The organism is Pseudomonas mercuritolerans, from assembly GCF_025706525.1.
GTDB lineage: Bacteria > Pseudomonadota > Gammaproteobacteria > Pseudomonadales > Pseudomonadaceae > Aquipseudomonas > Aquipseudomonas mercuritolerans.
In genome coordinates this window covers 192,912-216,442 of sequence record NZ_JAMSHA010000008.1, presented here as the reverse complement: position 1 = coordinate 216,442, position 23,531 = coordinate 192,912, and the positions used below count along the sequence as shown (strand labels likewise).

At 56.1% G+C, this 23,531-nt stretch carries 24 protein-coding genes; 17 read left to right on the top strand and 7 right to left on the bottom strand.

The annotated features are described in order from the left end of the window. Nucleotides 1–55: 55 nt before the first annotated feature. From hmpA to cyoE, 7 genes are all read left to right on the top strand, one after another. Complete coding sequence (hmpA, locus tag ND528_RS22235) at nt 56–1,237, top strand: NO-inducible flavohemoprotein (RefSeq protein ID WP_263471259.1); 1,182 nt, start codon at nt 56–58, stop codon at nt 1,235–1,237. A gap of 223 nt (nt 1,238–1,460) precedes the next feature. Next, complete coding sequence (locus ND528_RS22230) at nt 1,461–1,970, top strand: disulfide bond formation protein B (RefSeq protein WP_016773299.1); 510 nt, start codon at nt 1,461–1,463, stop codon at nt 1,968–1,970. A gap of 827 nt (nt 1,971–2,797) precedes the next feature. Continuing rightward, nucleotides 2,798–3,739, top strand: coding sequence for a ubiquinol oxidase subunit II (cyoA, locus tag ND528_RS22225; RefSeq protein ID WP_024014231.1), 942 nt, complete (start codon nt 2,798–2,800; stop codon nt 3,737–3,739). Between the two features lie 3 nt (nt 3,740–3,742). Beyond that, nucleotides 3,743–5,773 (top strand): cytochrome o ubiquinol oxidase subunit I, encoded by a 2,031-nt coding sequence (cyoB, locus tag ND528_RS22220; RefSeq protein WP_016773302.1) that lies wholly within the window; start codon nt 3,743–3,745, stop codon nt 5,771–5,773. Nucleotides 5,774–5,776: 3 nt separating this feature from the next. Beyond that, nucleotides 5,777–6,400, top strand: a complete 624-nt coding sequence (gene cyoC / locus ND528_RS22215; RefSeq protein ID WP_016773303.1) for a cytochrome o ubiquinol oxidase subunit III — start codon at nt 5,777–5,779, stop codon at nt 6,398–6,400. Beyond that, nucleotides 6,400–6,735, top strand: a complete 336-nt coding sequence (cyoD, locus tag ND528_RS22210) for a cytochrome o ubiquinol oxidase subunit IV (protein WP_011335842.1) — start codon at nt 6,400–6,402, stop codon at nt 6,733–6,735. The genes cyoC and cyoD overlap by 1 nt, the downstream gene beginning before the upstream one ends. Nucleotides 6,736–6,745: 10 nt before the next feature. Next, a complete protein-coding gene (gene cyoE, locus ND528_RS22205; RefSeq protein ID WP_016773305.1) occupies nt 6,746–7,633 on the top strand; it encodes a heme o synthase in 888 nt (295 codons plus the stop codon). 143 nt (nt 7,634–7,776) lie between these two features. On the opposite strand, the gene ND528_RS22200 is transcribed toward cyoE, so the two are convergent. Continuing rightward, on the bottom strand, nt 7,777–8,961 hold the full coding sequence (locus tag ND528_RS22200) for an AAA family ATPase (protein WP_263471258.1): 1,185 nt from the start codon (nt 8,959–8,961) through the stop codon (nt 7,777–7,779). A 339-nt stretch (nt 8,962–9,300) separates the two neighbouring features. On the opposite strand from ND528_RS22200, the gene ND528_RS22195 reads away from it, so the two are divergent. Next, nucleotides 9,301–9,792 (top strand): RidA family protein, encoded by a 492-nt coding sequence (locus ND528_RS22195; protein WP_137214115.1) that lies wholly within the window; start codon nt 9,301–9,303, stop codon nt 9,790–9,792. Nucleotides 9,793–10,046: 254 nt separating this feature from the next. Here the strand turns inward: ND528_RS22195 and ND528_RS22190 are convergent, their stop codons facing one another. Together ND528_RS22190 and ND528_RS22185 are read right to left on the bottom strand one after the other, a co-directional pair. Beyond that, nucleotides 10,047–10,748 carry a hypothetical protein gene (locus tag ND528_RS22190; RefSeq protein WP_137214114.1) on the bottom strand — a complete coding sequence of 234 codons (702 nt, stop codon included), beginning with the start codon at nt 10,746–10,748 and terminating at the stop codon, nt 10,047–10,049. Between the two features lie 135 nt (nt 10,749–10,883). Beyond that, complete coding sequence (locus ND528_RS22185; RefSeq protein ID WP_122507822.1) at nt 10,884–11,810, bottom strand: LysR family transcriptional regulator; 927 nt, start codon at nt 11,808–11,810, stop codon at nt 10,884–10,886. Nucleotides 11,811–11,912: 102 nt separating this feature from the next. On the opposite strand from ND528_RS22185, the gene ND528_RS22180 reads away from it, so the two are divergent. Beyond that, nucleotides 11,913–13,085: an aspartate aminotransferase family protein gene (locus ND528_RS22180; RefSeq protein WP_263471257.1), complete on the top strand. Its 1,173-nt coding sequence runs from the start codon at nt 11,913–11,915 to the stop codon at nt 13,083–13,085. 123 nt (nt 13,086–13,208) lie between these two features. On the opposite strand, the gene ND528_RS22175 is transcribed toward ND528_RS22180, so the two are convergent. The 3 genes from ND528_RS22175 to ND528_RS22165 form a co-directional block, all read right to left on the bottom strand. Beyond that, a complete protein-coding gene (locus ND528_RS22175; protein WP_263471256.1) occupies nt 13,209–15,128 on the bottom strand; it encodes an alkaline phosphatase D family protein in 1,920 nt (639 codons plus the stop codon). A gap of 71 nt (nt 15,129–15,199) precedes the next feature. Next, complete coding sequence (locus ND528_RS22170; protein WP_263471255.1) at nt 15,200–15,934, bottom strand: hypothetical protein; 735 nt, start codon at nt 15,932–15,934, stop codon at nt 15,200–15,202. A 100-nt stretch (nt 15,935–16,034) separates the two neighbouring features. Then, nucleotides 16,035–16,400: a hypothetical protein gene (locus ND528_RS22165; RefSeq protein ID WP_263471254.1), complete on the bottom strand. Its 366-nt coding sequence runs from the start codon at nt 16,398–16,400 to the stop codon at nt 16,035–16,037. Between the two features lie 115 nt (nt 16,401–16,515). Here ND528_RS22165 and ND528_RS22160 point away from each other — a divergent pair, with 115 nt between their 5' ends. Beyond that, nucleotides 16,516–17,265 carry a hypothetical protein gene (locus ND528_RS22160; protein WP_263471253.1) on the top strand — a complete coding sequence of 250 codons (750 nt, stop codon included), beginning with the start codon at nt 16,516–16,518 and terminating at the stop codon, nt 17,263–17,265. Between the two features lie 35 nt (nt 17,266–17,300). Here the strand turns inward: ND528_RS22160 and ND528_RS22155 are convergent, their stop codons facing one another. Then, entirely contained in the window at nt 17,301–17,630 is a 330-nt protein-coding gene (locus tag ND528_RS22155; RefSeq protein ID WP_016773313.1) for a hypothetical protein, read from the bottom strand. Between the two features lie 221 nt (nt 17,631–17,851). Here ND528_RS22155 and ND528_RS22150 point away from each other — a divergent pair, with 221 nt between their 5' ends. From ND528_RS22150 to ND528_RS22120, 7 genes are all read left to right on the top strand, one after another. After that, nucleotides 17,852–18,070, top strand: a complete 219-nt coding sequence (locus ND528_RS22150) for a DUF6429 family protein (protein ID WP_232245565.1) — start codon at nt 17,852–17,854, stop codon at nt 18,068–18,070. A gap of 200 nt (nt 18,071–18,270) precedes the next feature. After that, nucleotides 18,271–18,816, top strand: coding sequence for a PAAR domain-containing protein (locus ND528_RS22145; protein ID WP_263471252.1), 546 nt, complete (start codon nt 18,271–18,273; stop codon nt 18,814–18,816). A 10-nt stretch (nt 18,817–18,826) separates the two neighbouring features. Further along, the gene (locus tag ND528_RS22140) at nt 18,827–19,609 is read left to right on the top strand and encodes a hypothetical protein (protein ID WP_263471251.1); all 783 of its coding nucleotides are present in this window, start codon (nt 18,827–18,829) and stop codon (nt 19,607–19,609) included. After that, a complete protein-coding gene (locus tag ND528_RS22135; protein ID WP_125917633.1) occupies nt 19,594–19,950 on the top strand; it encodes a DUF7079 family protein in 357 nt (118 codons plus the stop codon). Before ND528_RS22140 ends, ND528_RS22135 begins: the two co-directional genes overlap by 16 nt. Before the next feature lie 364 nt (nt 19,951–20,314). After that, complete coding sequence (locus ND528_RS22130) at nt 20,315–21,169, top strand: hypothetical protein (protein ID WP_263471250.1); 855 nt, start codon at nt 20,315–20,317, stop codon at nt 21,167–21,169. Between the two features lie 54 nt (nt 21,170–21,223). Continuing rightward, complete coding sequence (locus ND528_RS22125; protein WP_263471249.1) at nt 21,224–22,639, top strand: hypothetical protein; 1,416 nt, start codon at nt 21,224–21,226, stop codon at nt 22,637–22,639. Between the two features lie 84 nt (nt 22,640–22,723). Then, nucleotides 22,724–23,350, top strand: a complete 627-nt coding sequence (locus tag ND528_RS22120; protein WP_263471248.1) for a hypothetical protein — start codon at nt 22,724–22,726, stop codon at nt 23,348–23,350. Nucleotides 23,351–23,531: the final 181 nt, after the last annotated feature.

Sequence of the window (23,531 nt, the reverse complement as noted above, 5' to 3'; positions counted from 1 at the left end):
GCACGAAAGCTGATATCCCTAAGGCAATCTTTCAAGAAAGCGCAGGAGTCAACTTATGCTTAGCGTCCAGGATCGTGCCATCATCAAATCCACCGTGCCTCTCTTGGAAAGCGGCGGCGAGGCGTTGATCACGCATTTTTACCGCATGATGCTTTCCGAATACCCAGAGGTGCGGCCGCTGTTCAACCAGGCGCATCAGGCCAGTGGCGATCAGCCGCGTGCCTTGGCCAACGGCGTGCTGATGTACGCCCGGCACATCGATCAGCTCGACCAGTTGGGCGATCTGGTGGCGAAGATCATCAACAAGCATGTGGCCCTGCAGATTCTGCCAGAGCACTACCCGATCGTCGGAACCTGCCTGTTGCGCGCCATTTCCGAAGTGCTCGGCGAAGAGATCGCCACGCCTGAGGTGATGAGTGCCTGGGGCGCTGCGTACGGGCAACTGGCCGACATCCTGATCGGCGCGGAAACCGCGATCTATGACCAGAAGGAACACGCCGTCGGCGGCTGGCGCGGTGCGCGGGAATTCATCGTCGCGGCGAAGGTGCAGGAGAGCGCGGAAATCACCTCGTTCTACTTCGAACCGGCAGACAAAGGGCCGATTCTTGCGGCCGAACCGGGTCAGTACATCGGCATGAAGCTGATCCTCGACGGCGAAGAAATCCGTCGCAACTATTCGCTGTCGTCACTGGCCAATAACGGTCAGTACCGCATCAGCGTCAAGCGTGAACCGAATGGCCGCGCGTCCAACTATCTGCATGATCAACTGCACGTCGGCTCGAGCATCCAACTGTTCCCGCCGTCGGGCGAATTCACCTTGGCGGCCAGCGACAAACCACTGGTGCTGATCAGTGGCGGCGTCGGTATCACCCCGACGCTGGCGATGCTGGAAGCCGCGCTGGCCACCGAACGTCCGGTGCACTTTATCCACTGCGCGCGCAATGGCAGCGTGCATGCGTTCCGTGACTGGGTCGATGGGCTGGCGGCGCGCCATCCGCGACTCAAGCGCTTCTATTGCTACGCCGAAGAGGATGGCGTCAGCCCGGCGGCGGACAAGGTCGGCCTGCTCAGCGAAGAACTGCTCGGCCAGTGGCTGCCGGCGCAGCGCGATGTCGATGCGTACTTCCTCGGGCCTAAAGGGTTCATGGGCGCGATCAAACGGCACCTGAAAGCGTTGGGCGTGCCGGAGAAGCAGAGCCGTTACGAGTTCTTCGGCCCGGCTGCTGCTCTGGAGTGATCCGAGACCGAGTTGTGTCGTTCGCGAGCAGGCTCGCTCCCACCGGATTTGCGTTCGACGCAGATCCATTGTGGGAGCGAGCCTGCTCGCGAATCTTCTGCGCGCCGCAAAAGCCATGTTGGTTAATCATTCCTTAACCGCTCTATCGTTTATTGCCCCGGTGTAGACTTGCGACAATTTCAGCCGCCGGCCGGCTGGACCATGGACTTACAAAGGAAAGGCAATGAGCGAGGAAACGATGCGGTTGGGGCGTGAGCGGCGCTATCTGGTGTTGCTGGGGATCATCTGCCTGGCGTTGATCGGCGGCGCACTTTACATGCAGGTCGTGCTCGGCGAAGCACCTTGCCCGCTGTGCATTCTGCAGCGCTATGCACTGTTGTTGATCGCCCTGTTCGCCTTCATCGGTGCGGGCATGCGCAGCCGTCGCAGCATCACCGTGTTCGAGACGCTGGTAGTGATCTGTGCGATTGCCGGGGCCGGTGTGGCCGGGCATCACGTCTATACGCAGTTCTATCCGGCGGTGAGCTGTGGCGTCGATGTGCTGCAGCCGATTGTCGATGATCTGCCGCTGGCAAAGATCTTCCCGCTGGGCTTCCAGGTCGACGGTTTCTGCTCGACGCCGTATCCACCGATCCTCGGTCTGTCGCTGGCGCAATGGGCGCTGGTGGCGTTCGTGCTGGTGGTGATTCTGGTGCCGCTGCTGACTTCGCGAAATCGAAAAGCGCTGCGCTGAGTCAACTTCTGCGCGCACCTGCCGATAAACAAAACGCCCCGATTTTCGCTGATGAAAATCGGGGCGTTTTGCATTTCAGAGCGTTTGTGAAAACACCGTGACGAACGGCAATGAAGCGTGCGGCAAATGTGCGACATGTTGTCACACAGGGGCTGTCGCAGGGACTCGGGATGCGGCGGATTGGCCGCCTGTTACATAAAAACATTGGCCAGTTTTAGTGTTTTCGGGCTTGAGCACGGACGTACCAGAGCAGGCAGTTTTAACAGGCGCCGGCAGATGGGCGAAGCCCTTGGAACATCGGGCTTTGCGCCGCCCCAGCGTTTGTAGATCGGGTGCAGAGCTGTCTGATTTGAGGCGGTTACGCTGGCAGATTTTGCCGCTTTTATTGAGAAACGCTTTCGATAACTTGCGCAACTTTTGCAAAAATGGCGATGGATTGTTGCTCTGAGTGATAAAAATTATTTCGGGATAAGACATGGTGTATAGGGCGCTACCTATCTACAATCGCCCGCACTGAATTCCCGGCGCTGTTCAGCCCTTATCAAGGAACTGATCAGGAGGTCGGGTGTCGAGCGAGCCGCGAGGCTTTCGAGACACCCAGGTGTCGGTGCCTTTCCAACTTTCCGCACCAAATGGAATTGGTCTGTAACAAGGCCTTTGACCACGAATTCGAATAAGAACTGAACGCTGTCCCAAGGTTTTGTCGAGCGTGTAACGCGCGACGGGCGGCCCTTATTCAATCCAAAGAAAATGCCAACCCTTGGCAGGGTGAAGTGTTGGCGATCAAAACCCAACTGCATTGCGCAAGCTGCTTTAGAGGTCGTGAGATGAGTAAAAACAGGTACCCCAGATTACTAGGCCTAGTGCCGCTGCTCGGCACGTTGTTGCTGGGAGGCTGCAACATGACCTTGCTCAATCCAACGGGCCAGGTCGGCCTGGAACAGCGCAACCTGATCATCACCGCCACGCTGCTGATGCTGTTGGTCGTCGTGCCGGTCATCGTCATGACCTTCCTGTTTGCCTGGAAGTACCGCGCTTCGAACAAGAACGCCGTCTACACGCCGAAGTGGTCGCACTCGACCAAGATCGAAGTGGCCGTATGGACCATCCCGGTGCTGATCATCATCGCCCTGGGCTACATCACTTACATCTCGACTCACGAGCTGGACCCGTATCGTCCGATCGAGTCTGACGTCAAGCCGGTGACCATCGAAGTCGTCGCGCTGGACTGGAAGTGGCTGTTCATCTACCCGGAACAAGGCATTGCCACGGTCAACAAGATCGTGTTCCCGGCGCACACGCCAATCAACTTCAAGATCACCTCCGATGCCGTGATGAACTCGTTCTTTATCCCGGGCCTGGGCGGCCAGATCTACGCGATGGCGGGCATGCAGACCAAGCTGCACCTGATCGCTGACCGCAACGCTGAGATGGACGGTATCTCCGCCAACTACAGCGGTGCCGGTTTCACCGGTATGAAATTCAAGGCTATCTCCACCACTCAGGAAGATTTCGACGCCTGGGTAAGTGAAGTCAAGAAGTCGCCTAAACAGCTTGATCAGGCTGAATACGCGGCCCTGGCCAAACCGAGCCAGAACAACCCAGTCGAACTCTACTCGTCGGTCACGCCGAACCAGTTCCAGATCATCGTCGACAAGTACGAAGGTATGAAGCCGGGCAAGCCGCTGAAGCACGAGAAGAAAGAGAAAGAAGTGGCGGCCACGGATATTGACGCGGGTTCGCATTCAGCTGCCGGGGCAGAGGAGTAAACGATGTTTGGTAAATTAAGTTGGGAAGCAGTCCCATTCCACGAGCCGATCGTGATGGTGACCATCGCCATGATCGCCCTCGGCGGTCTGGCGCTGTTCGCTGCGATCACTTACTTCAAGAAGTGGACGTACCTGTGGACCGAGTGGCTGACTTCGGTCGACCACAAGAAAATCGGCGTGATGTACATCATCGTCGCCATGGTCATGCTGCTGCGCGGCTTTGCCGATGCGATCATGATGCGTACCCAGCTGGCCATGGCCACCGAGGGATCGCCTGGCTACCTGCCACCTGAACACTATGACCAGATCTTCACCGCTCACGGTGTGATCATGATCATCTTCATGGCGATGCCATTCTTCACCGGCCTGATGAACCTTGCAGTGCCGCTGCAGATCGGCGCGCGTGACGTTGCGTTCCCGTTCCTGAACTCCCTGAGCTTCTGGCTGCTGGTGTCCGGCGTTGTGCTGATCAACCTGTCGCTGGGTATCGGTGAATTCGCCAAGACCGGTTGGGTTGCGTATCCGCCGCTGTCGGGTCTGCAATACAGTCCTGGCGTGGGTATGGATTACTACATCTGGGCGCTACAGCTATCCGGATTGGGTACGACGTTAACCGGGGTCAACTTCCTCGCGACCGTACTGAAAATGCGTACCCCTGGCATGAAACTGATGGACATGCCGATCTTCACCTGGACCTGCACCTGGGCAAACGTTCTGATCGTGGCTTCGTTCCCGATCCTGACCGCTACCCTGGCACTGCTGACCCTTGACCGTTACATGGATTTCCACATTTTCACCAATGAACTTGGTGGCAATCCGATGATGTACGTCAACCTGTTCTGGGCATGGGGCCACCCTGAGGTTTACATCCTGATCCTGCCGGCCTTCGGCATCTTCTCGGAAGTGATCTCGGCGTTCACCGGCAAGAAACTGTTCGGCCACCACTCGATGATCTACGCCTCGGGCGCGATCTCGGTACTGGGCTTCATGGTCTGGCTGCACCACTTCTTCACCATGGGTTCGGGTGCGAGCGTCAACGCCTTCTTCGGTCTGGCGACGATGCTGATTTCCATCCCGACGGGTGTGAAGCTGTTCAACTGGCTGTTCACCATCTACCAGGGCCGTCTGCGCTTCACCAGCCAGGTAATGTGGACTCTGGGCTTCATGGTGACCTTCGCCATCGGCGGCATGACCGGCGTACTGCTGGCCATCCCGGGTGCTGACTTCGTGCTGCACAACAGCCTGTTCGTGATCGCGCACTTCCACAACGTGATCATCGGCGGTGCGGTATTCGGTTACATCGCTGGCTTCGCGTTCTACTTCCCGAAAGCGTTCGGCTTCAAGCTGCACGAAGGCTGGGGTAAAGCAGCGTTCTGGTTCTGGATCTCGGGCTTCTTCGTCGCGTTCATGCCGCTCTACGCACTGGGCTTCATGGGCATGACCCGTCGTCTGAACGCCACCACCAACCCTGAGTGGGTACCGTACCTGTACGTTGCCATGTTCGGTGCGGTGATGATCGCTGTCGGTATCGCCTGCCAGCTGATCCAGCTGTACGTCAGTGTGCGTGACCGCAACAAGCCAGAGAACGTTTGCGATCACGGTGACCCGTGGAATGCACACACCCTGGAATGGTCGACCTCGTCGCCACCACCGTTCTACAACTTCGCTGTGCTGCCTAAGGCTGACTGCATCGACCCGTTCACCGAAGCCAAGGAAAACGGTACTGCGTACCAGCGTCCGGCCAAGTACGAGCCGATCCACATGCCGAACAACACCGCCACTGGCGTGGTGATGGGCGCGCTGTTGACCGTCTTCGGTTTCGCGATGATCTGGCACATCTGGTGGCTGGCGATCGCGAGCCTGGTGGGCACCGTCGTTTACTTCGTGATCCACGCTGCACGTGACGACCAGGGCTATATGGTTCCGGTTGAAACGATCGAGCGTATCGAAGCCGAGCAGCACAAGCGTCTGGTCGCGGCAGGGAAAATCCCGGCCAATGCCACCCGTGTTGAAACCTCGTTGGAACAGGCTTAAACCATGTCGAACTTAGTGACCAATGTTGGACACGCCCATGGTGACCATGGGCACGATGACCATCACCACGACTCGGGCGAGATGACCGTATACGGTTTCTGGCTCTACCTGATGACCGACTGCATTCTGTTTGCGTCGATCTTCGCGGTGTACGCAGTACTGGTAAACAACGTTGCCGGTGGCCCGTCGGGCCACGACATCTTCGAACTGCCATACGTGCTGGGCGAAACCGCTCTGCTGTTGTTCAGTTCGATCACCTACGGCTTCGCCATGCTGGCGTTGTACAAGGGCAAGAAGCAGGCGGTCCTGGGCTGGTTGTTCATGACCTTCCTGCTCGGCGCGGGCTTCATCGCCATGGAGATCAACGAGTTCCACCTGCTGATCTCCGAGGGCTTCGGTCCTAGCCGTTCGGGCTTCCTGTCGGCGTTCTTCACCCTGGTCGGTACCCACGGTCTGCACGTTTCGGCCGGTCTGATCTGGATGGGCATCATGATGTATCAGGTCAACAAGCATGGCCTGACGTCGACCAACAAGACCCGTCTGAGCTGCCTGAGCCTGTTCTGGCACTTCCTGGACGTGGTCTGGATTTGCGTCTTCACCGTTGTTTACCTGATGGGGACTCTGTAATGGCTAATGCACACTCCCATGACAGCCACGATGCTGGCCACGGCAGCGTCAAGTCGTACGCCATCGGCTTCATCCTGTCGGTAATCCTGACCGTCATTCCGTTCGGTCTGGTGATGTACCCGACCCTGCCGAAGTCGACGACGCTGGCAATCGTTCTGCTGTTCGCAGTGATCCAGGTGATCGTTCACCTGTATTACTTCCTGCACCTGGACCGTTCCATTGCACAGCGTAACAACGTGATCGCATTCGTCTTTACGGCGATCGTGATCGTGCTGCTGGTTGGCCTGTCGCTGTGGATCATGTTCAGCATCCACACGTACATGATGGCGAAGTGAGGTAGACCCGATGTCGCTCAAGCACTTTATCCAAATCACCAAACCGGGGATCATTTTCGGTAACGTGCTTTCTGTGGCAGGCGGGTTCTTCCTGGCCTCGAAAGGGCATGTCGATCTGGCGGTGTTTCTGGCCGCCATGATCGGTACTTCCCTGGTCGTGGCCTCCGGTTGCGTGTTCAACAACTGCATCGACCGCGACATCGACCTGAAGATGGAACGCACCAAGAACCGTGTGCTGGTCCAGGGCCTCATCTCCCTGAAACTGGCCCTGGTTTACGCGACCATTCTGGGTGTTCTCGGCGTTGCCTTGTTGTACAAGGTGGCCAACCCGTTGGCTGCCTTGTTCGCAGTAATCGGCTTCATCATCTACGTCGGCTTCTACAGCCTGTACCTCAAGCGCAAGTCGGTTCACGGCACGCTGGTGGGCAGTCTGTCGGGCGCCATGCCGCCAGTGATCGGTTACGTTGCCGTGACCAACAGCTTCGACATGGCCGCACTGACCCTGCTGGTGATGTTCAGCCTGTGGCAGATGCCGCATTCCTACGCCATCGCGATTTTCCGTTTCAACGATTACCTGGCCGCATCGATTCCGGTACTGCCAGTGAAACGCGGCATTCAAGTGGCGAAGAAGCACATCCTGCTCTACATCCTGGCGTTCCTCGTGGCGACCTTGATGCTGACCTTCAGCGGCTACGCCGGCATGAGCTACCTCGCCGTCGCCGCCGCCATGGGCATGTACTGGCTGTACATGGCCTGGACCGGCTACAAGGCAGTTGATGACACCGTCTGGGCACGCAAGCTGTTCGTGTTCTCGATCTTCACCATCACTGCGTTGAGCGTCATGATGTCCCTGGACTTCAAGGTACCGACAGAGCTGCTGCTGACGTACGCGCCGTAAGGTTCGCAAGCTTCAGGAAAAACCCCGCACGTTGAGAGATGTGCGGGGTTTTTTGTTGGCTGGCCTGGAGTGTGCCGATTTGCCTGCTCCTTGGCCCAACAGCTTGTGGTGGCGGCTTGAGGGGTGTGTGACTAATGCGACGTTTATGTAAGTGGTGAGGCAGTCACACGCCTCATAAATTCATCGAACAACGGAACGGTGAATGCTATCAGTGCGTACTCGGGACTGTAGATCATGCCCTTTTTGATCAGGCTATCGCGTACGGGGCCCAGGCTCGTAGCGTTTCGCCCCAGCGCTTTGGCTACGTCAGCAGAGCGTTGCGGTCCCTCTCCCAACTCGGCAAGGCAACGCATGTAGTCCCTTTCAGCCGGCGTGGTGCGATCAAAGCGGACCCTGAAAAACGACTCGTCAAGTTTACGGATGCTTTCCTCTGTCGCTGCCTGCGCATCGGCCTCGGTTATGGTCGGTGCTTTGGCAATGTTCCAAGCGGTATAGCCCCACTCCTGCAAAAAATAGGGATAGCCGTGGGTTTTTTCAAAAATCTCACGCAATGCGTCGTCAGAGATACTGGCGCCTTCTTCTTCAACAGGATCACGCAAGGCTTTCCAGGCATCTGTCTCTAAGAGAGCGCCCAGACGAGGAAATTCGAATAGTCGCTCCGCATAACTTTTCGCATCGCCTGCTTGGCCCGCAAGCTGTGGAAGACCCGCGCCAAAAAGAATCAGAGGGAGAGCTGCCTGGTTGACCGCGTGGATGCCGCGGATAAGCGCGCCAAGCTCATCTTTGGAAAGATACTGTAATTCATCAATCAAAATGGCGACTGGTTTCCCTGCGTCCCTCGCGGCCTCCGCTGTTGCTATCAGAACGTCACGGAGATCATCTTCCAGATTGCCACTGTCGGCATAGCCGGCTTCGGAGTCTCCGCCAAGCGTAACTTCGGCCCCGCCCGCCGCGATGGTGATATTGCCGATAAAGCTACGAAGTATGCGTATCCCTCTTTTGACCGTCTCGACCGTGTTCTGCACTCGATCCAAACGCAACAGCACGCGGCGTAACACCGGAATCAAGAGCTGTTTCAACTCCGCACCGTCATGGGCCTCCTGCATTTCGGCGAGATAACCCAATGCCAAAGCTCGATCATTGATCTGATTCAGAAGTACCGTTTTTCCGACACCGCGTAGGCCCAATATCATCAAGGATTTTGCGTGCTTGCCGCGCTTTGTGCGAGCCAATGCAGTCTCTGCCGTTTCGAGTACTTCCGATCGGCCCGCTAATTCGGGTGGGGAAACACCTGCTCCGGGGTTGAAGGGGTTGGTATTCTTGTCCACAGCTAGATCTCATACGGAATTATTCATGGTTATAGCGGAAAGCACCTATAACCGCAAATAAGTAGCTAAGTGCTTAGCCACGGGTTGGATTGTCTGTCGCTTTTCCAGGACATTAGGTTTGCTATCGGATGGACACAATCGTAGCGATATGCCCCGCCGACTGGCATTAGTGTGGCGGGAGAGCCGAAGTGCTTTGAAACTGGCCTTTGTATTGGCTGGTTGCGCAGTTCAAGTAAAAGACCTAGATTTGGATCCAAATATGTCAACGGCATGCCAGTGAGTCTGATGCGGCCCTCATCTGGCTAAACAAATTGGCTTAACTCAAAAAGGCTGGGCGCAATGACCGAACGGATGACCTGCGATGAGCGCTTTATCGCCCTGGCCAAAGAACTCAACTACGACATCTATGGCGAGAACACCGCCGGTGGCAATTACGCGCCGCTGATCCGTCATCACGATGAGCTGTACATCAGCGGCATGGTGCCGCGGGTCAATGGCAAGGTCCTGTATCCCGGTCGCGTGGGGCTGGAATTGAACCTCAAGGATGCGCAAGCCGCCGCAAGCATCAGCGCCATGCGTTGCCTGGCGCTGATCGTCGATGCGGTCGGTTCGCTGGACAAGATTCGCGCGTTGTTGCGGGTCACGGTGTATGTGAAGTCGACTGCTGACTTTGTCGACCTGAGCGAAGTGGCCAACGGCGCTTCGGATGTGTTCAGCCATGTGCTGGGCGATGCCGGACGGCATACACGTACGACCATCGGCGTGTATCAGTTGCCGAAGAATGCGGCGATTGAAGTGGACATGATTGCGGCTTTGCATCCTTCGGCTTGAGATCTCCGGCGCATGCTTCCCTCACCCTAGCCCTCTCCCGGAGGGAGAGGGGACTGACCGAGGTGATTGGGCGAGATACGTCGACATGCGGTATCGCGTTGAACGCAATGTTGAATAACCCACAAATCGGCTCCCTCTCCCTCGGGAGAGGGCTGGGGTGAGGGGCTACGATCGAACCAGCACCGCAAACCTCAAGCCGAAAAAAGCCCCGCCTGATCACTCAGCGCGGGGCTTTTTCACAAGCGCTTTGCAGATTACTGCGCCGCGATGCTATACCCGTCAAACGCCGTCTGCTGCTGCAGGGCAGTGATGATGTTCTTGCGGTTCACCGCCTGTTCCGTGCCGGCGTTATCGACGAAGGTTTCGCTCTCCAGCTCGGCTTCATCGCCTTCACCCACGAAGGTGAAACCGAGGAATTCCAGTGCCTCACGATCAACATTCAGGCGCGAACGCGGCGTGCGCATTGGCAGGGTTACGCTGGCGCCGTCCTTGCTGATGGTGAAGATTTCCACTTCTTTCTTTTTGGCGGCCTTGCTCTTGCCGCCGCTCGGGTTGCTGATCGCCTGGTGGGTCTGATTCAGCACCTTCAGCGCCAGACCATAAACGATTTCCTGAAACGCCGGATCGTCCTTGAAGCTGGACAGAATGCGCCCGATCGAGAACCTGCTGCTCAGGTCTTCCAGCGCGGCGATGTCCGCTGCCTCGGCGTCTTTCAGGCGCTTGAGTTCGCCCATCAGCTCGTACGCCTTGTCGTCATCAAAGCTGTCATGCGCCTGACGGATCGCCGCACGCAATTCACGGATCTGGTCGCTTTCGCGGGTCGACTGGAACGCGTCCAGGACCATCTCGCTGATGATTTTGGCTTGTGGCAGGTGTTGTGAAAGATTGATGGAGTTTTCGTATTCCGCTTTGGACGACTGGGTGACTACGGATTCAGCGGTGTTGAAATCGGACATTGAAATTTCACTACTTTTTTAACTTGAGTTGAGGCGAGAAAGCACGAGGTCTTTTTCAGGCCGACTAATTTAGGGGAGCGGGGCGGCGTTGTCACGGAGCAACGGTATGGTGGTCGGGATTTTTCCCGGCGTGCGTTATTTTCCGAGCATGGCGTCAGCGGGTTTCCCCCACGTACGCATCGCAAACTCGACAAACCGTCTCAGCTTCGGCAGTCGATAGCGATCCTGCGCATACAACAGATGCATCGGCCTGCTCGGCGGTTGGTAGTCCGTCATTACCCTGACCAGTTTGCCGTCGCGCAGATCCTGCTCCACCAGCGCATCGGGCAGCATCATGATGCCCATGCCGTTGCGCGCCGCTTGATGCAGTCCGGCGGAGCTGTTGATCAGCATCGGCCCGCTGACGTCGACGAGGACTTCACCTTCCGGGCCGCTCAGACGCCAGCGTTTTTCCACCGATTGCCAATCATCCCCAGCCGGGTAGGCGAAGGACAGGCAATCGTGTTGCTGCAAATCCTGTGGCGTGTGCGGCATGCCGCGCCGCGCGATGTATTCGGGGGAAGCGCAGACCGTCAGGGTGTAGTCGATCAAAGGCCGGGCGATCAGGTTGGATTGGTCGAAATTGCCCAGGCGGAACGCGACATCGAGGCCGTTCTCCAGCAGATCCGGACGGCTGTTGGTCAGCACCACGTCGAGCTTCACTTGCGGATAGAGCAAGGAGTATTCGCTGAGGGCCGGGGTCAGTCGTTCGACGCCGAAGGTCAGCGGCGCGGTGATACGCAGCAAACCGCGCGGCTCGTCCGACGCTTGTTCGGCCAGGCGTTCGGAGTCGGCCACCAGGCCGAGCACTTCCAGGCAGCGCTGATAATAGACGCTGCCGAATTCGGTCAGGCGCTGGCGGCGCGTGGTGCGTTGCAGCAGTTGCACGCCGAGCCGTTGCTCCAGCGCGCGCAGATGATTGCCCACCATCGTCGTCGACATTTCGCACTTAGCGGCGGCGGCCGTCATGCTCCCGGTTTCGACCACTTTGACGTACACGCCCATCGACTGGAACAAATCCATTATCAAGCTCAGCTTTTAAATGATTGAAGTTTTTCCGAGTTTATCCAGCTCAGGTGGCTAACCATACTGCAAAAACACCGACCTGCAATGGAGTTTCACGTCATGACCGCCGCCCTGATGAACACCTACCAACCACTGGCCCTGAGTTTCACCAAGGGCCTGGGCACGCGCCTGTGGGATCAGGCGGGGCGCGAATATCTGGACGCTGTTGCCGGCGTGGCAGTGACCAATGTCGGTCACTCGCATCCGCGCATTGTCTCGGCGATCAGCGAGCAGGCGGGATTGCTGCTGCACACCTCCAACCTGTACAGCATCGATTGGCAACAACAACTGGCCAAGCGGCTGACTGTGTTGTCGGGGATGGAGCGCGCGTTTTTCAACAACTCCGGCGCCGAAGCGAACGAGACGGCACTGAAACTGGCGCGCCTGTACGGCTGGCGCAAAGGCATCGAGCAGCCGCTGGTGGTGGTCATGGCCAACGCGTTTCATGGCCGCACCCTCGGCACGCTGTCTGCCAGCGATGGCCCGGCGGTGCGCCTGGGCTTCAACGAACTGCCGGGGGACTTCGTCAAAGTGCCGTTCGGCGATCTCGCCGCGCTGGAGCAAATACAGCGCAAACACGGCGCGCGCATCGTGGCGATTCTGGTCGAACCGATCCAGGGCGAAAGCGGCGTACAAGTCGCACCGCCGGGTTATCTCAAAGCGCTGCGTGAACTGTGCAATCGCCACGCGTGGCTGCTGATGCTCGATGAAATCCAGACCGGCATCGGCCGCACCGGGAAGTGGTTCGCCTTCCAGCACGAAGGCATCGTTCCCGACGTCATGACTCTGGCCAAAGGCCTTGGCAATGGCGTGCCGATCGGCGCCTGCCTGGCCCGTGGCCGCGCGGCGGACCTGTTCACCCCGGGCAGCCACGGCAGCACTTTCGGCGGCAATCCGCTGGCCTGTCGGGTTGGCTGCACGGTGCTGGACATCATCGAAGAGCAAGGCCTGCTGGAGAATGCGCGGGTGCAGGGCGCACGGCTGCTGGAACGCTTGCGCGCCGAATTGGCAGACAACCCGAACGTGCTGGCAATCCGGGGGCAGGGCCTCATGATCGGTATCGAACTGAAACAACCGGTGCGCGATCTGACGCTGATCGCCGCGCGGGATCACGGCTTGTTGATCAACGTGACTCGTGGCAAGACCATCAGGTTGCTGCCGCCGCTGACGATTGATGAGCGCGAGGTGGGGATGATCGTCAGAGGGGTTGGGCGGGCTCTAGCCGCACATTGATTGGTCTGCGCAAAGCCCTGTGGGAGCGAGCCTGCTCGCGAAAGCGGTCGACTATTCACAGTAGATGTCGACTGAAATTGCGCCTTCGCGAGCAGGCTCGCTCCCACAGATCAGCGCATGGCTTTAGTCCGGCACATCTTTAAACTCCGGCGCCAGCATCCTCGTCTTCACCGCCCCATTCGCGTTGTGCTGAACAATCTCGCTCGGCTGCCCCTGTTCATTGAAAAACACCTGTCCGATCCCCGCCGAATTCCACAACCGTTCCCCGGCTTCGGCATGTTCCGGCGTATACGGGACTATGCGCATCAGGCGGCGTTTGGTGAACCAGTTCAGCGGCGAGCGCGGTGAGTAGAGCCAGCGGTTGAGGCGGTCGAACCATTCCAGCAGCGTTGGCGGGAATTCGTTCTTGATGCCGCTGCTGGTGATCTGCCAGATCCGTGGGCCGGCCTTGCGGTGGCGGATCAGGACTTCGTAGACGAAGGAATAATGCACATCGCCGGACAGCACCACGTAGTTTCCGGGTGTGCGCGAGTGTCGGAAAATGTTCAGGATCACCTGTGCCGCGCCGCGATGGGCCATCCAGTTTTCCGCGTCGACCAGCAGCGGATAACCGCACCAGCTGAACACCTTCTGCACGGTTTCAATCAGCTTGACGCCAAAGATCGGCGCCGGCGACACGATGATTGCCGAAGGGTGATCGAGCAGTTCCTGTTGCAGTTCGCTCAAGGCTTCCCAGTCGAGCAGGCCCGATGGTTGCTTGAGCGCCATCTCGCTGCGCCAGCGCCGGGTGCGCGTGTCGATCACCACCAGTGCCGGAGTGCTCGGCAGCACGAAATGCCACTGCTGAAAACGCAGCAACTGATCAATCAGTTCGTCCTGCACCGGCATGTCCAGATAGCCGTCGTCGCCACTGGCGCTCAGTTGCGCGGTCTGCTCCAACGCGCCCTTGAAGGCATCCGGATTGTTGCCCCAGCCCTGACACAACAGATAAGCAATCAGCGCATTGCCAATGATGCGCTTGGAGAACGGATGGCCGTAGGCGGTTTCCTCCCACTGCGCAGAAAGATTCCAGTCGTCGGTGATGTCGTGATCATCGAAAATCATCAGGCTCGGTAGATGCGCCAGCGCCCGCGCGACGTTGCCCAGGCCAGCGTTGAAGGCATCGATGCGCGTCTGCTCAAGGTGGTAGCGCTTGCGGCGTTCCGGCGTCAGCGTCGGCGCGCTCGGATTGATCAGCGACCACGGCGTCGGCGACCACACCAGCATGTACATGGCCATGACTTCGGCGAACGTCACCAGGTGATTGTCGGCACTGCTGCTGGTGAAAATAGGCTTACGCGCGCCACCGAAAAATCGCTCGCGCAAGGTCTCGTTGCTCTCCAGCGCCGGTAACAAATCCGCGCGGTGGTAGTAGCTGGCCGGGTGCTCATAGAGCTTGGCGCTGTCGCTGACCACGGCACCGTCAAGGTGCTCATCGAACAGACCCAGACGCTCGATCAAGGCATGAATCGCCCGCAGCATCGGCCCGGCGACGTCATCGGCATACACCTGATCGCCGCTCATCATCAGCAACGCCGGACGTTGCTGCGCATCGGTTTCGTCAGCCAGCAATTGATCGACGCAGAGCAAACCATCGGTTGCCGGATGATGCGGCTTGCGGCAGGAGCCGTGGAGCAATTGGTCGATCCGCGAACGCACGACGAGGTTCGCGCAGGTAGCGCCGGGGTAAAGCAGATGAGGTGCCCACTGAGCCATACCGATGGCGTCATCGATCAGCAGGTCGTAATCGATAAACGTGTCGCAGGGCAGGGCGCTTTCAAGTTGAACGTCGATCAGATGCACGAACGCATGACGGCCTACGGCAATGACCGTGCATTTCTCTGAGTCGAGCGGAATATCTCCTACACCTTGCAGGCGCAAGGTCAGCGTCAGTTCACGCGAGCCCACCAGCCACAGCACCACGCGCGTCGGCTCCAGCCGCCGCAGCAGCGGGCCGGCCAGTACAGGAGGCAGCGAGGTGAGGTCATCAGGTGTTGAAAACATCGAGGGCAAAGTTCAAGGCGCATAGGCCGGCGATGATAGCGCAGCCGGCGCCTTGATCCCTTAAATCAGCCTTAAGAGTCGGTTTTTTGCAGTTTCAGCGCCAGCAAACGCCATTCCCCAGCCGTCGCATCAACCCGTGGCAATTCCTGCACGGAACAATCGAAACGGTAGGTGACATCGTCGCCATTCATGTTGCGCGCGGTGACGCTGTTGCTGAAACTGTAGACCTGATCCTTGTAGCGATGACTGACCAGCGCTTTGCTGTCAGCGAAACGCGCCGAAGCGGGATAACGCAGGGTGCTGGTGACAAACGGGCTGCACATGACATACGCGATCATCGATTTGTCGGCCTGTGCGTCGCCGCGCAACTTCTTGTTCAGTGCGGCCAGGGCCATGCGACCTTCATAGTCGCTTTGATTCAGCACCGTCTGTACCGCCATTGTTTTCGGCGCCCGGTTGAGGCTATTCGGCAACAGTGCGGAGTCCGGGGGAGAAGGCTTGTCGTCCGCCTCAATGGCGGCAAAAACCGGCGCATCTTTCAGCTCGGTGGCGGGCGTGACAGCCTCGGCTTCAGGCAACACAGAGGTCGATTCGACGACTGGCGTGTTTTGCGCCTGCGCCTCGTGATCGAACGACGAAGGAAACAGCGAGAACGTGATCGACAACATCACCAGCCCGACAATGAACCCACCCGCCGCGCCAACGATATTGCCGTAGAAAATATTCCAGCTACCGCGGTTCTTCACCACCCAGCGCCACATGAAACCCCAGACAGCGACGAACGCCAGAAAACGCAGAAACTCCATTTGATCCTTTCCTTACCTTTCAACAATCCAAACGCGGCGCGAGACGATCAGCGAGCCCCGACGATGCGCGGCAAGATAGCAAAATAGACGCGCCGTCCGGCTACGGTTGCGGAAAATAATTCGCCGCCAGAAAAATCAACGTGACCATCCCGGCGGCAAAGCCACAGACCCCCGCGAGCAGTTGACGGGCAACCGGATGCGCCGGCTGACGACGCTTGGCGATCCACAGCCAAACACCCGCCAGAACGCCCGCGCTGGTCATGAACACCACCAGGCTGTTATGCAGTCCGGGCGCTGCCATCGTGGTGCCGAACAGCCCGTCATAAAGCAGTGTGAAGACAATGCCCGCCACCACAGCGCTGCCCGCTCCGGCGAGGTTTGCCAACAACAGATTCCAGTGCCCGCGCTGTCGCACCACCCAGAACCACATTGCAGCCATGACTACCAAACACAACACAGCATCCATCGGATTTCTTTCCTTGCCACGAGACAGAGGCGGCAACTTGCTCGCCTGTAGAGAGTGGACGGCAAGATAGCAAAATAGTAGCGTCGCGCCATGCCTTCTCTGTAATGGAATACCCATGTTTTCCACAACCCGTTTGCTGCAACTGCTCGGCGCTCTCACCCTTGCCGTCTCCATTACCCCAGCCTTCTGCTTCGCGCAAGAACACCCGCAAGCCAGCTGGGATTACTACCTCGCCAATTGCCAGCGGATGCAGGAGACAATCGCCGACGTCCAGAGCGGTCGCGTCTCCGCTGCCTATGCACTAACGTCCGGCCTGCAAGACAGCCTCGCCTCCATGAACGAGCGCCGCCTCAACCTGCTACCGCAACACCTCGACTCCAGCGAGTACGCCCACTGCGAAAACGTCGCCGCTCACGCCGAGGCAACCCTGGCCCAAGGCAAAGCCGAGTTCGCCGCGCAAATGCAACGGGGTGTGGAGGAGGGCCGTATTGCGCACCAGAACTCCCCCGTCTACCAACGCGCCCGTTCCCTCGGCTACAGCGACGTCGGCGACATCTCTTTCCTGAAACTGCACGAAGACACCGACGGCGAAGCCCGCCTGAAAACCATGCTGATCACCGTCGACGAAATCTGCGGCCAATACTTCCGCGCCACGCAATACGTGAAGCCCTATGTGATCTACACAGTGCGACCATCGGATGGCGGCTGCGGCGAAGTGAAGCGTGTCGCGATAGTTGGCGGCGGGCAGGCAGAGAAGGGCGACTACATTGATCCCAATGGTGAGTTTCAATACATGGGCTGGAAAAAACTGGCTGGCGCTGACGGCTTCCCAACGGATATTCGAGTGCTGAAAGCACGTCGCTGATCGGACGAGATAGCGGCGTGGCTGTAGCGCGGCATTCAAAGAATGTCGCGCAGATACCCCTTCAGCGCGAGCAGCGGCTGACCCAGCTGCTCCACCGACCGCGCCTGAGCCAACTCCGCCGACAACTTGCGCAACTCCCGCCCCAACGGCTTCTCGACCCCACCCAAGGCATCCAGCGCAAGGTTCAGGCATTCGTTCATCTTGAACTGAATGGCCTCGACATCGCCGCGTTTCACCAGTAACTCGAAAACGTCTTTCTGATAATCGCCCATGACCATGTCATCGCGCAGGATCGGGCTCAGGCCCTCTTCTTCGTAGGCAAGTTTGAGGGAGAAGAGGGCGACGGTTTCCAGTGAGGTTTCCATGGGGATGTCTGTCAGTGAAGTGGAAGGTTTGAAACCAATGCGCGAAAGGCCAGAGGAGGTTTGCCGTGCGGGCGTGATTATACGGGCGGGGATCGCATGCGAGGCAACCAGCAATCGGGCATCTAAAACCTACAAGCTCGCGCAGCATTGACATCCACTTTGATACGACGCTTTGATTACAAACACTGAACATCAGCGGAGTGACCATCATGGACTACGACATGAAACTGATCGACGACGCCGTCCTTGCTCTCCTGGCAGCTTATAGCTCCGACGACGGCAATGCGTGGAAGGGCTATGACTTCGAGATCATGAACCGCTTGCACGAACAGGGTTTGATCAGTAATCCAGTGAACCGGAACAAATCGATATGGTTGACGGAGGAAGGGTTGGAGCGGGGGCGGGAGATTGCTGAACGGATGTTTGCAGTCAAGGAGTAGGGAGGAGCCGCGTCCCATTCTGAAACCTGAGTTGACGGCAAGGTAGAAAACGCCAGCGAAGTACCAACCGCGTTAACCCAAGCAACAGGTAGCGCGGTCTGGTGATCGAGCACTTTTTTGAATGATCGGATGCGGCCGTCCAGGCTGAATTTCGTGATAGGTTTACCTCTCGAAAAGGATTTTTTTGACAGGAGTCATCCATGGCTAACCCAGCCGCTCGTAAAAGCGATCCCTCCAGCTGTCCTGTTCCAGGGCACGGAACGAACCCCATCGCGACAGGTTCGCCCGACGTGTTCTTCGATGGTTTGCCCGCAGCTCGCCAAGGTGATTCATGTACCTGCGGCAGTGCGCTCTCTTCGGGGCTTTCCTCAACCGTTTTCATAAATGGCAAAAATGCTGCCACGATCAATACGGGCGGTACGCACGGCAGCATCGTAATAGGTGGGTCGAGCACAATCATCATTGGTGATACGCACACCCCTTGCGACTTTGTCCCGCCGGAACCTCTAATCGGGCAAGCCAGATGGATTGGCTTCAGAATTCCTGCCGAGGAAAGCTATGAGGGACTGTCTTGTGTCGCCCACTTTGATGATGGTTCATCACTCCCGGGGGTCTTCAACAAGGACAATGCGGTCAAATTCGCAAATCCGTCGGGCAAGACGTGCCTGATGCTCAAATTCGAGGAAGAACAGCTCGCAGAAGGCTCGTCTCTTACTGAAAGCCTTTTGAGCAAAATATTGGGATAAGGACCGTCCTATGACCGAACCGTACATTGTGACAGGCAGCTACGTAGTCCAGCGCGAGCACGCCCTTCAGGACTCGCCACTCGACAGGGCTCTGGAGCTGATGGAGGGCACTGCGCTGAGATTTTCACTGGATGCGATCTCTGATGAAAAGATCAGGGCGAGCTATCTCAAAAATATCAAACGCATGTCTCTACAAACGATAGAGGATGTGAAAGCGGGAAAGATTACCGCCCAAGAAGGGGTGGCGTTCAGTCATGAGATGCGAAACAAAATCTTGATGGAACATCGCAAGTTGACCTCTGCTCAGGGTTTGGCGGTGGTTCAAAGGAAGAAGCAAGATGGCAGGACGCTGAAGTGGCTACTGGATCGCTACTCAAATGATCTCTTCAAAAAAAGTTACGAGACCCTTTCAGCGGCAGAGCAGCAGAAGGTTCATTACACCATTCTGGAAGCTGCCGGTCGGGATGATGCGAAATTCACCAAGGGCACCAAAAAAATGGTGATTATGGGCAAGCTCGGCGTTCTCGTGACCGCCGCCTTGGCGACGTATCAAATCCTGGAAGCTGATAACAAACCTAAAGAAGCGGCTCGGCAAGGGATCATAGTGGGCGGCGGCGCCGCAGGCGGCCTCCTCGCTGGCGCAGGAGTCATAGCATTGTGTGGTCCCGGCGCTCCTATATGCGCAATCGCGGTGGTCTTGGTCGGATCTGTTGCCGGCGGAGTTGCTGGAGGACTGGTCGCGGATTCGCTGGATGAAGAGCTGGAGGAGTTTTCTCATTGGGACATCTTCTGACTGAACCACAACTGACAAACGTCAGAGCCGCACTTTCTGAGCCGTTCAACCATTTTCCTACTGATTACGACTATGTTGCTCGTCAGCTCAAAGGCGTTGATCCAGCGGTGCTCTACAAGATTTTTTATTCAGAAGTAGCGCCAGTGTGTTTCACAAACATTGCGGCAGTCCTGCCTACTGTGTGGACTGGATTCGACCCGAATTGGCTCAGGGCCGAAATAGAGGAAAGGCTCGCAGCGCGACGGCGCAATTGGTTTCGCAGGCAGTACGACAAATTGTTGGTACGTTGGTTGGAGTACAACTATGACTACATGTGGAAGGAAATAGCCTCTAGGCTATGAGGCCGGGGTCACGTGTTACGTGGGTAACGTTCGGTGCCCCGCGACTGAGGGGGAAACCAGCATTTCAGGTGTCTGCGATGCAGTGATTTCGACTGCTTCAACTGCTCTCCAGTCGGTACGAGGCTTCAATGATCAGCGTTGCACCACCCACTTCTCTCCAGACGAAAAAAGGTCCTGCTTTCGCAAGACCTTTTCTCCATGTTGGTGCCGAGGGAGACTCGTGTGTCCTATATACCCTGGGCCCTTCAGCCTATTTTCAGATTTAGGGATACAAATAGGGATACACGCTACTTTCTGTTGGGCGACCTTCTTAATCAGGTACTGCTACGATTGAGGCTGCAGGAGGCTAACAAAAAGGATAACTATGCGCACAGATTTTGAAGATGACCTTCTTGCATTTGTTCAAACGGAACTGAAAAAAATGCATGTCGAGGTGTCCAGTCGAGACGTCACGGAGTGTGCGCTGCTATTTCTTAAGCTTCAGCGTAGATCTCCCGTTCCAGTGCCTAGACGTACCGAGCGCTCTGACGTCTTCTCTGTACCTCCAAATTTGCAGAGTGGTTTTGACGATCTTTGCTTAGCGATCCTAGAGGGCAGACCTCTGTTTCCGTATTTGAGCAGGTCAACGTTGTGTGCAAACAAATCTGATGGATTACTTGATGATTGGGGCATTTTGCATTTTCACCTCGGCTCGGAGCTGTTGGCCAACGGGCTGGTGAAGGGCACCCAAGTCGTAGCTTTTGGCTTAGTACATCACGACTGCGTTTACTTTCTGGACACGCAACCTCATGGTTCTGGACACTCTGATGTTTGGGTGCGCGAAGAATTGATCCACATTGTGGAAAAAAACTGGCCTACCCTGCTACCTAGCAATGGTCGTACTTTGACTCCCGACACGCTTACCACTGAGCAGCGAGCGGACTGCAGGAGGAAATCCGTAAACGTGACCGTCACGAAGCAGTCCGGAGAGGTGATCTTTCCACCTGGGGGAGGTGTCATGTGCGACGGCACCGCAATAAATGATTTTATGCAGTTGCAGAAGATTTATGCACAGTTCGATTGGGCTAGAAAAATGTGCGAGCGAAGGGAGCAGTGGATATGCGACACCGTAGGCATTGGTAGTAAAGATTTTCGGGTACACATTGGTTTTGCCAGTAGCCAATTGTATTTGTATGAAAAAAATAGTGGGGTGCGTATCGAGTTTGCAAATTTGAAATAACCTACATGCTCGCACGTTTTTTTTATCGACTGCCAATAAGAGTACGGAGCTAATATGTCACAGCCGCCAATTATCACCGCGCAAGGACAAGTATCAAACGGGGTCGATCAATTTACTCATGCCTTAACTGCATATTTGAATCACCTAGGGTTGCCGACTGAAAATGTATTGGTCCCAATTCATGAGCGACAAAAGGTAATTAATAACTTGCCCGATGTTGTCAGTACGATAGAGTATGCCAAGCGAGGGCAGTCTCTCTATATATCAAAGTTTATCGCTGCGTGCGGTGCGGGGTTGTTCGACGCTGCGCTTAACTTTATATGGGATGAAACGGTTGTGAGTCTGCGTAAAAAAGTCGCCAGATTTGATCTGGAGTACTTTTTTGATAGTGTCGTTACTGATACCGTGCGGAGAACTAAGTTAAAAAGTGAAGAGGATTTAGTGAAAATTGATGAGTGGGAGCTTGTTCGAGGCTGCCATTTAACAGGGATTCTTTCTGATATAGGTTATCGCCATCTTGATTACATTCGAGATATGCGCAACTGGGCGAGCGCTGCACATCCGAATCAAAATGACCTGTCTGGGCTGCAGTTGGTTTCTTGGCTTGAAACATGTATTCGCGAAGTTATTGCTAAGGATCCCGAAGGTCCAGCAATAGAAGTAAAGCGATTTTTACATAGCATTCGAAATGCAATACTTGGCGAGCAGGATGCGCAACACATACGGGCAGGTATGGAGCATCTGCCCGTAGATATTGTCAAATCACTTTTACGAACTATCTTCGGAATGTATACGTCCGAAACCACCTCAATTCAGATAAAGTCAAATATAAAGCTAGTAGCACAAAAGTGTTGGGCCTTGGCGCAAGACGACTCCCGGTTTGAGTGCGGATTACGTTTTGCAACTTTCGCCGCAAACGGTGAGGCCGCCAGACGTACTCTTGCTCATGAGTTTCTTGCGGGTGTGAACGGTTTGGGTTACTTGCCACCAGATAATCTGGCGGTAGAGCTTTCCGAAGCTATCACTGCCTTATTTAATGCTCATAATGGCTATAATAATTTTCATAATGAACCGGTACATGCTAGGAATTTAGTTGCCTATATACCAAATAATGGGAAGATTCCTGAGAGCGTTAGGTCACGATATGTAAAGACCATCGTTATGGCTTCGATTGGTAATGGGTACGGAGTATCGGAAATGGCTCTGCCTCACTATAGAGTAATGATCTCTAGTTTCTCAGAAGATGAGCACAAAGAGTTCGTGCGACTTCTGCTTGAGCGAGATTTATCGGCAAGGCTCTCGCTCCGTTCTTGTGCGCCAAATTTTCGGCAGTTAGCTCAATCATTTATGCCTCTGACGACTAATCAGATTACCCTTGCAGCTCTGAATATGATCGGGGTCAGTACTGATCCGCAGATTCCGAACCTAGGGAAGGATAGTGGTTATCTAAGGATTATTAACTCATTCTGAAATTGACAGCTTCATCTAAGTCTCATTGGGTGGTTGTTTTGATGGGTGATGAGTTTGCTAAGTATTGGTGTTGGAGGATGTTGATTGCCTAGTTTTTATTCTGAACGAACGGCCGAATATACATTGATCCCGAAGTTCATTGAGGTTCTCAAACCGTTAGGTGCGGTGATCCCAATATTTTTTACAGGAGGGCGAGAAAATACGAATGTTTCTCTCCAGTCTTTGAAGGCGGATAGTTTTCATTTGGTAGCGTTTTTCTCGCGACGACCAAAAATAGATAGTCCTGGAAGTCTTTGCGTCGAAGGGAAAATTAACAAGAGCCTTTTCAGAGTAGCCCGATGCGCATCGGGTTTTGGGATTTCCACGTTTTGCGGAATGTCACTGACCAATAATATATTTGGTCAGGCCGATGCACAATCCATCTGGCTTGATATCAGCAGCACAGATATTGAAGAGGATACTCTATTTTCCGTCGATATCAGAAATTATGCAGACTTCCCGGATTTACATAGACAGGTGACGCCTGTGAGCCATTCAGAGATTGTCTCTCGTGTAGCGAGCAGCAAGGTTCTGAGTTGGGAGGAGACCGTCTATATCATGACTGAGTTACCGAAACAGGCTGACAACTCTACTCCGGGACGTTTTATGTTTCTCTCCCAAGTGTGGCGATTGAGGCCTGTTTACTTTGCTATTCGTCGAGCTCCCTCGTAGGCGCTTTGCAGTATTTGACCGGCTATGGGGCCTGTTGAGCCGCGGCAGAGAAAAGCCTGCTTAAAGACGGTGCCGACGCGGATGAAATTTCAGTGGTTGCTCGTGGCCAATCGGCGTGATTAAGTAGCCCTGTAGCCGCTCGATGACGGGATGGCGTCAGCGCAAGGCAGAGGACTTGTGA

Bases quoted from the DNA above. Each gene is read 5' to 3' on its own strand.
- hmpA (WP_263471259.1), top strand. From the start codon at position 56: ATGCTTAGCGTCCAGGATCGTGCCATCATCAAATCCACCGTGCCTCTC.
- ND528_RS22230 (WP_016773299.1), top strand. From the start codon at position 1,461: ATGAGCGAGGAAACGATGCGGTTGGGGCGTGAGCGGCGCTATCTGGTG.
- cyoA (WP_024014231.1), top strand. From the start codon at position 2,798: ATGAGTAAAAACAGGTACCCCAGATTACTAGGCCTAGTGCCGCTGCTC.
- cyoB (WP_016773302.1), top strand. From the start codon at position 3,743: ATGTTTGGTAAATTAAGTTGGGAAGCAGTCCCATTCCACGAGCCGATC.
- cyoC (WP_016773303.1), top strand. From the start codon at position 5,777: ATGTCGAACTTAGTGACCAATGTTGGACACGCCCATGGTGACCATGGG.
- cyoD (WP_011335842.1), top strand. From the start codon at position 6,400: ATGGCTAATGCACACTCCCATGACAGCCACGATGCTGGCCACGGCAGC.
- cyoE (WP_016773305.1), top strand. From the start codon at position 6,746: ATGTCGCTCAAGCACTTTATCCAAATCACCAAACCGGGGATCATTTTC.
- ND528_RS22195 (WP_137214115.1), top strand. From the start codon at position 9,301: ATGACCGAACGGATGACCTGCGATGAGCGCTTTATCGCCCTGGCCAAA.
- ND528_RS22190 (WP_137214114.1), bottom strand. From the start codon at position 10,748: ATGTCCGATTTCAACACCGCTGAATCCGTAGTCACCCAGTCGTCCAAA.
- ND528_RS22185 (WP_122507822.1), bottom strand. From the start codon at position 11,810: ATGGATTTGTTCCAGTCGATGGGCGTGTACGTCAAAGTGGTCGAAACC.
- ND528_RS22180 (WP_263471257.1), top strand. From the start codon at position 11,913: ATGACCGCCGCCCTGATGAACACCTACCAACCACTGGCCCTGAGTTTC.
- ND528_RS22175 (WP_263471256.1), bottom strand. From the start codon at position 15,128: ATGTTTTCAACACCTGATGACCTCACCTCGCTGCCTCCTGTACTGGCC.
- ND528_RS22170 (WP_263471255.1), bottom strand. From the start codon at position 15,934: ATGGAGTTTCTGCGTTTTCTGGCGTTCGTCGCTGTCTGGGGTTTCATG.
- ND528_RS22165 (WP_263471254.1), bottom strand. From the start codon at position 16,400: ATGGATGCTGTGTTGTGTTTGGTAGTCATGGCTGCAATGTGGTTCTGG.
- ND528_RS22160 (WP_263471253.1), top strand. From the start codon at position 16,516: ATGTTTTCCACAACCCGTTTGCTGCAACTGCTCGGCGCTCTCACCCTT.
- ND528_RS22155 (WP_016773313.1), bottom strand. From the start codon at position 17,630: ATGGAAACCTCACTGGAAACCGTCGCCCTCTTCTCCCTCAAACTTGCC.
- ND528_RS22150 (WP_232245565.1), top strand. From the start codon at position 17,852: ATGAAACTGATCGACGACGCCGTCCTTGCTCTCCTGGCAGCTTATAGC.
- ND528_RS22145 (WP_263471252.1), top strand. From the start codon at position 18,271: ATGGCTAACCCAGCCGCTCGTAAAAGCGATCCCTCCAGCTGTCCTGTT.
- ND528_RS22140 (WP_263471251.1), top strand. From the start codon at position 18,827: ATGACCGAACCGTACATTGTGACAGGCAGCTACGTAGTCCAGCGCGAG.
- ND528_RS22130 (WP_263471250.1), top strand. From the start codon at position 20,315: ATGCGCACAGATTTTGAAGATGACCTTCTTGCATTTGTTCAAACGGAA.
- ND528_RS22125 (WP_263471249.1), top strand. From the start codon at position 21,224: ATGTCACAGCCGCCAATTATCACCGCGCAAGGACAAGTATCAAACGGG.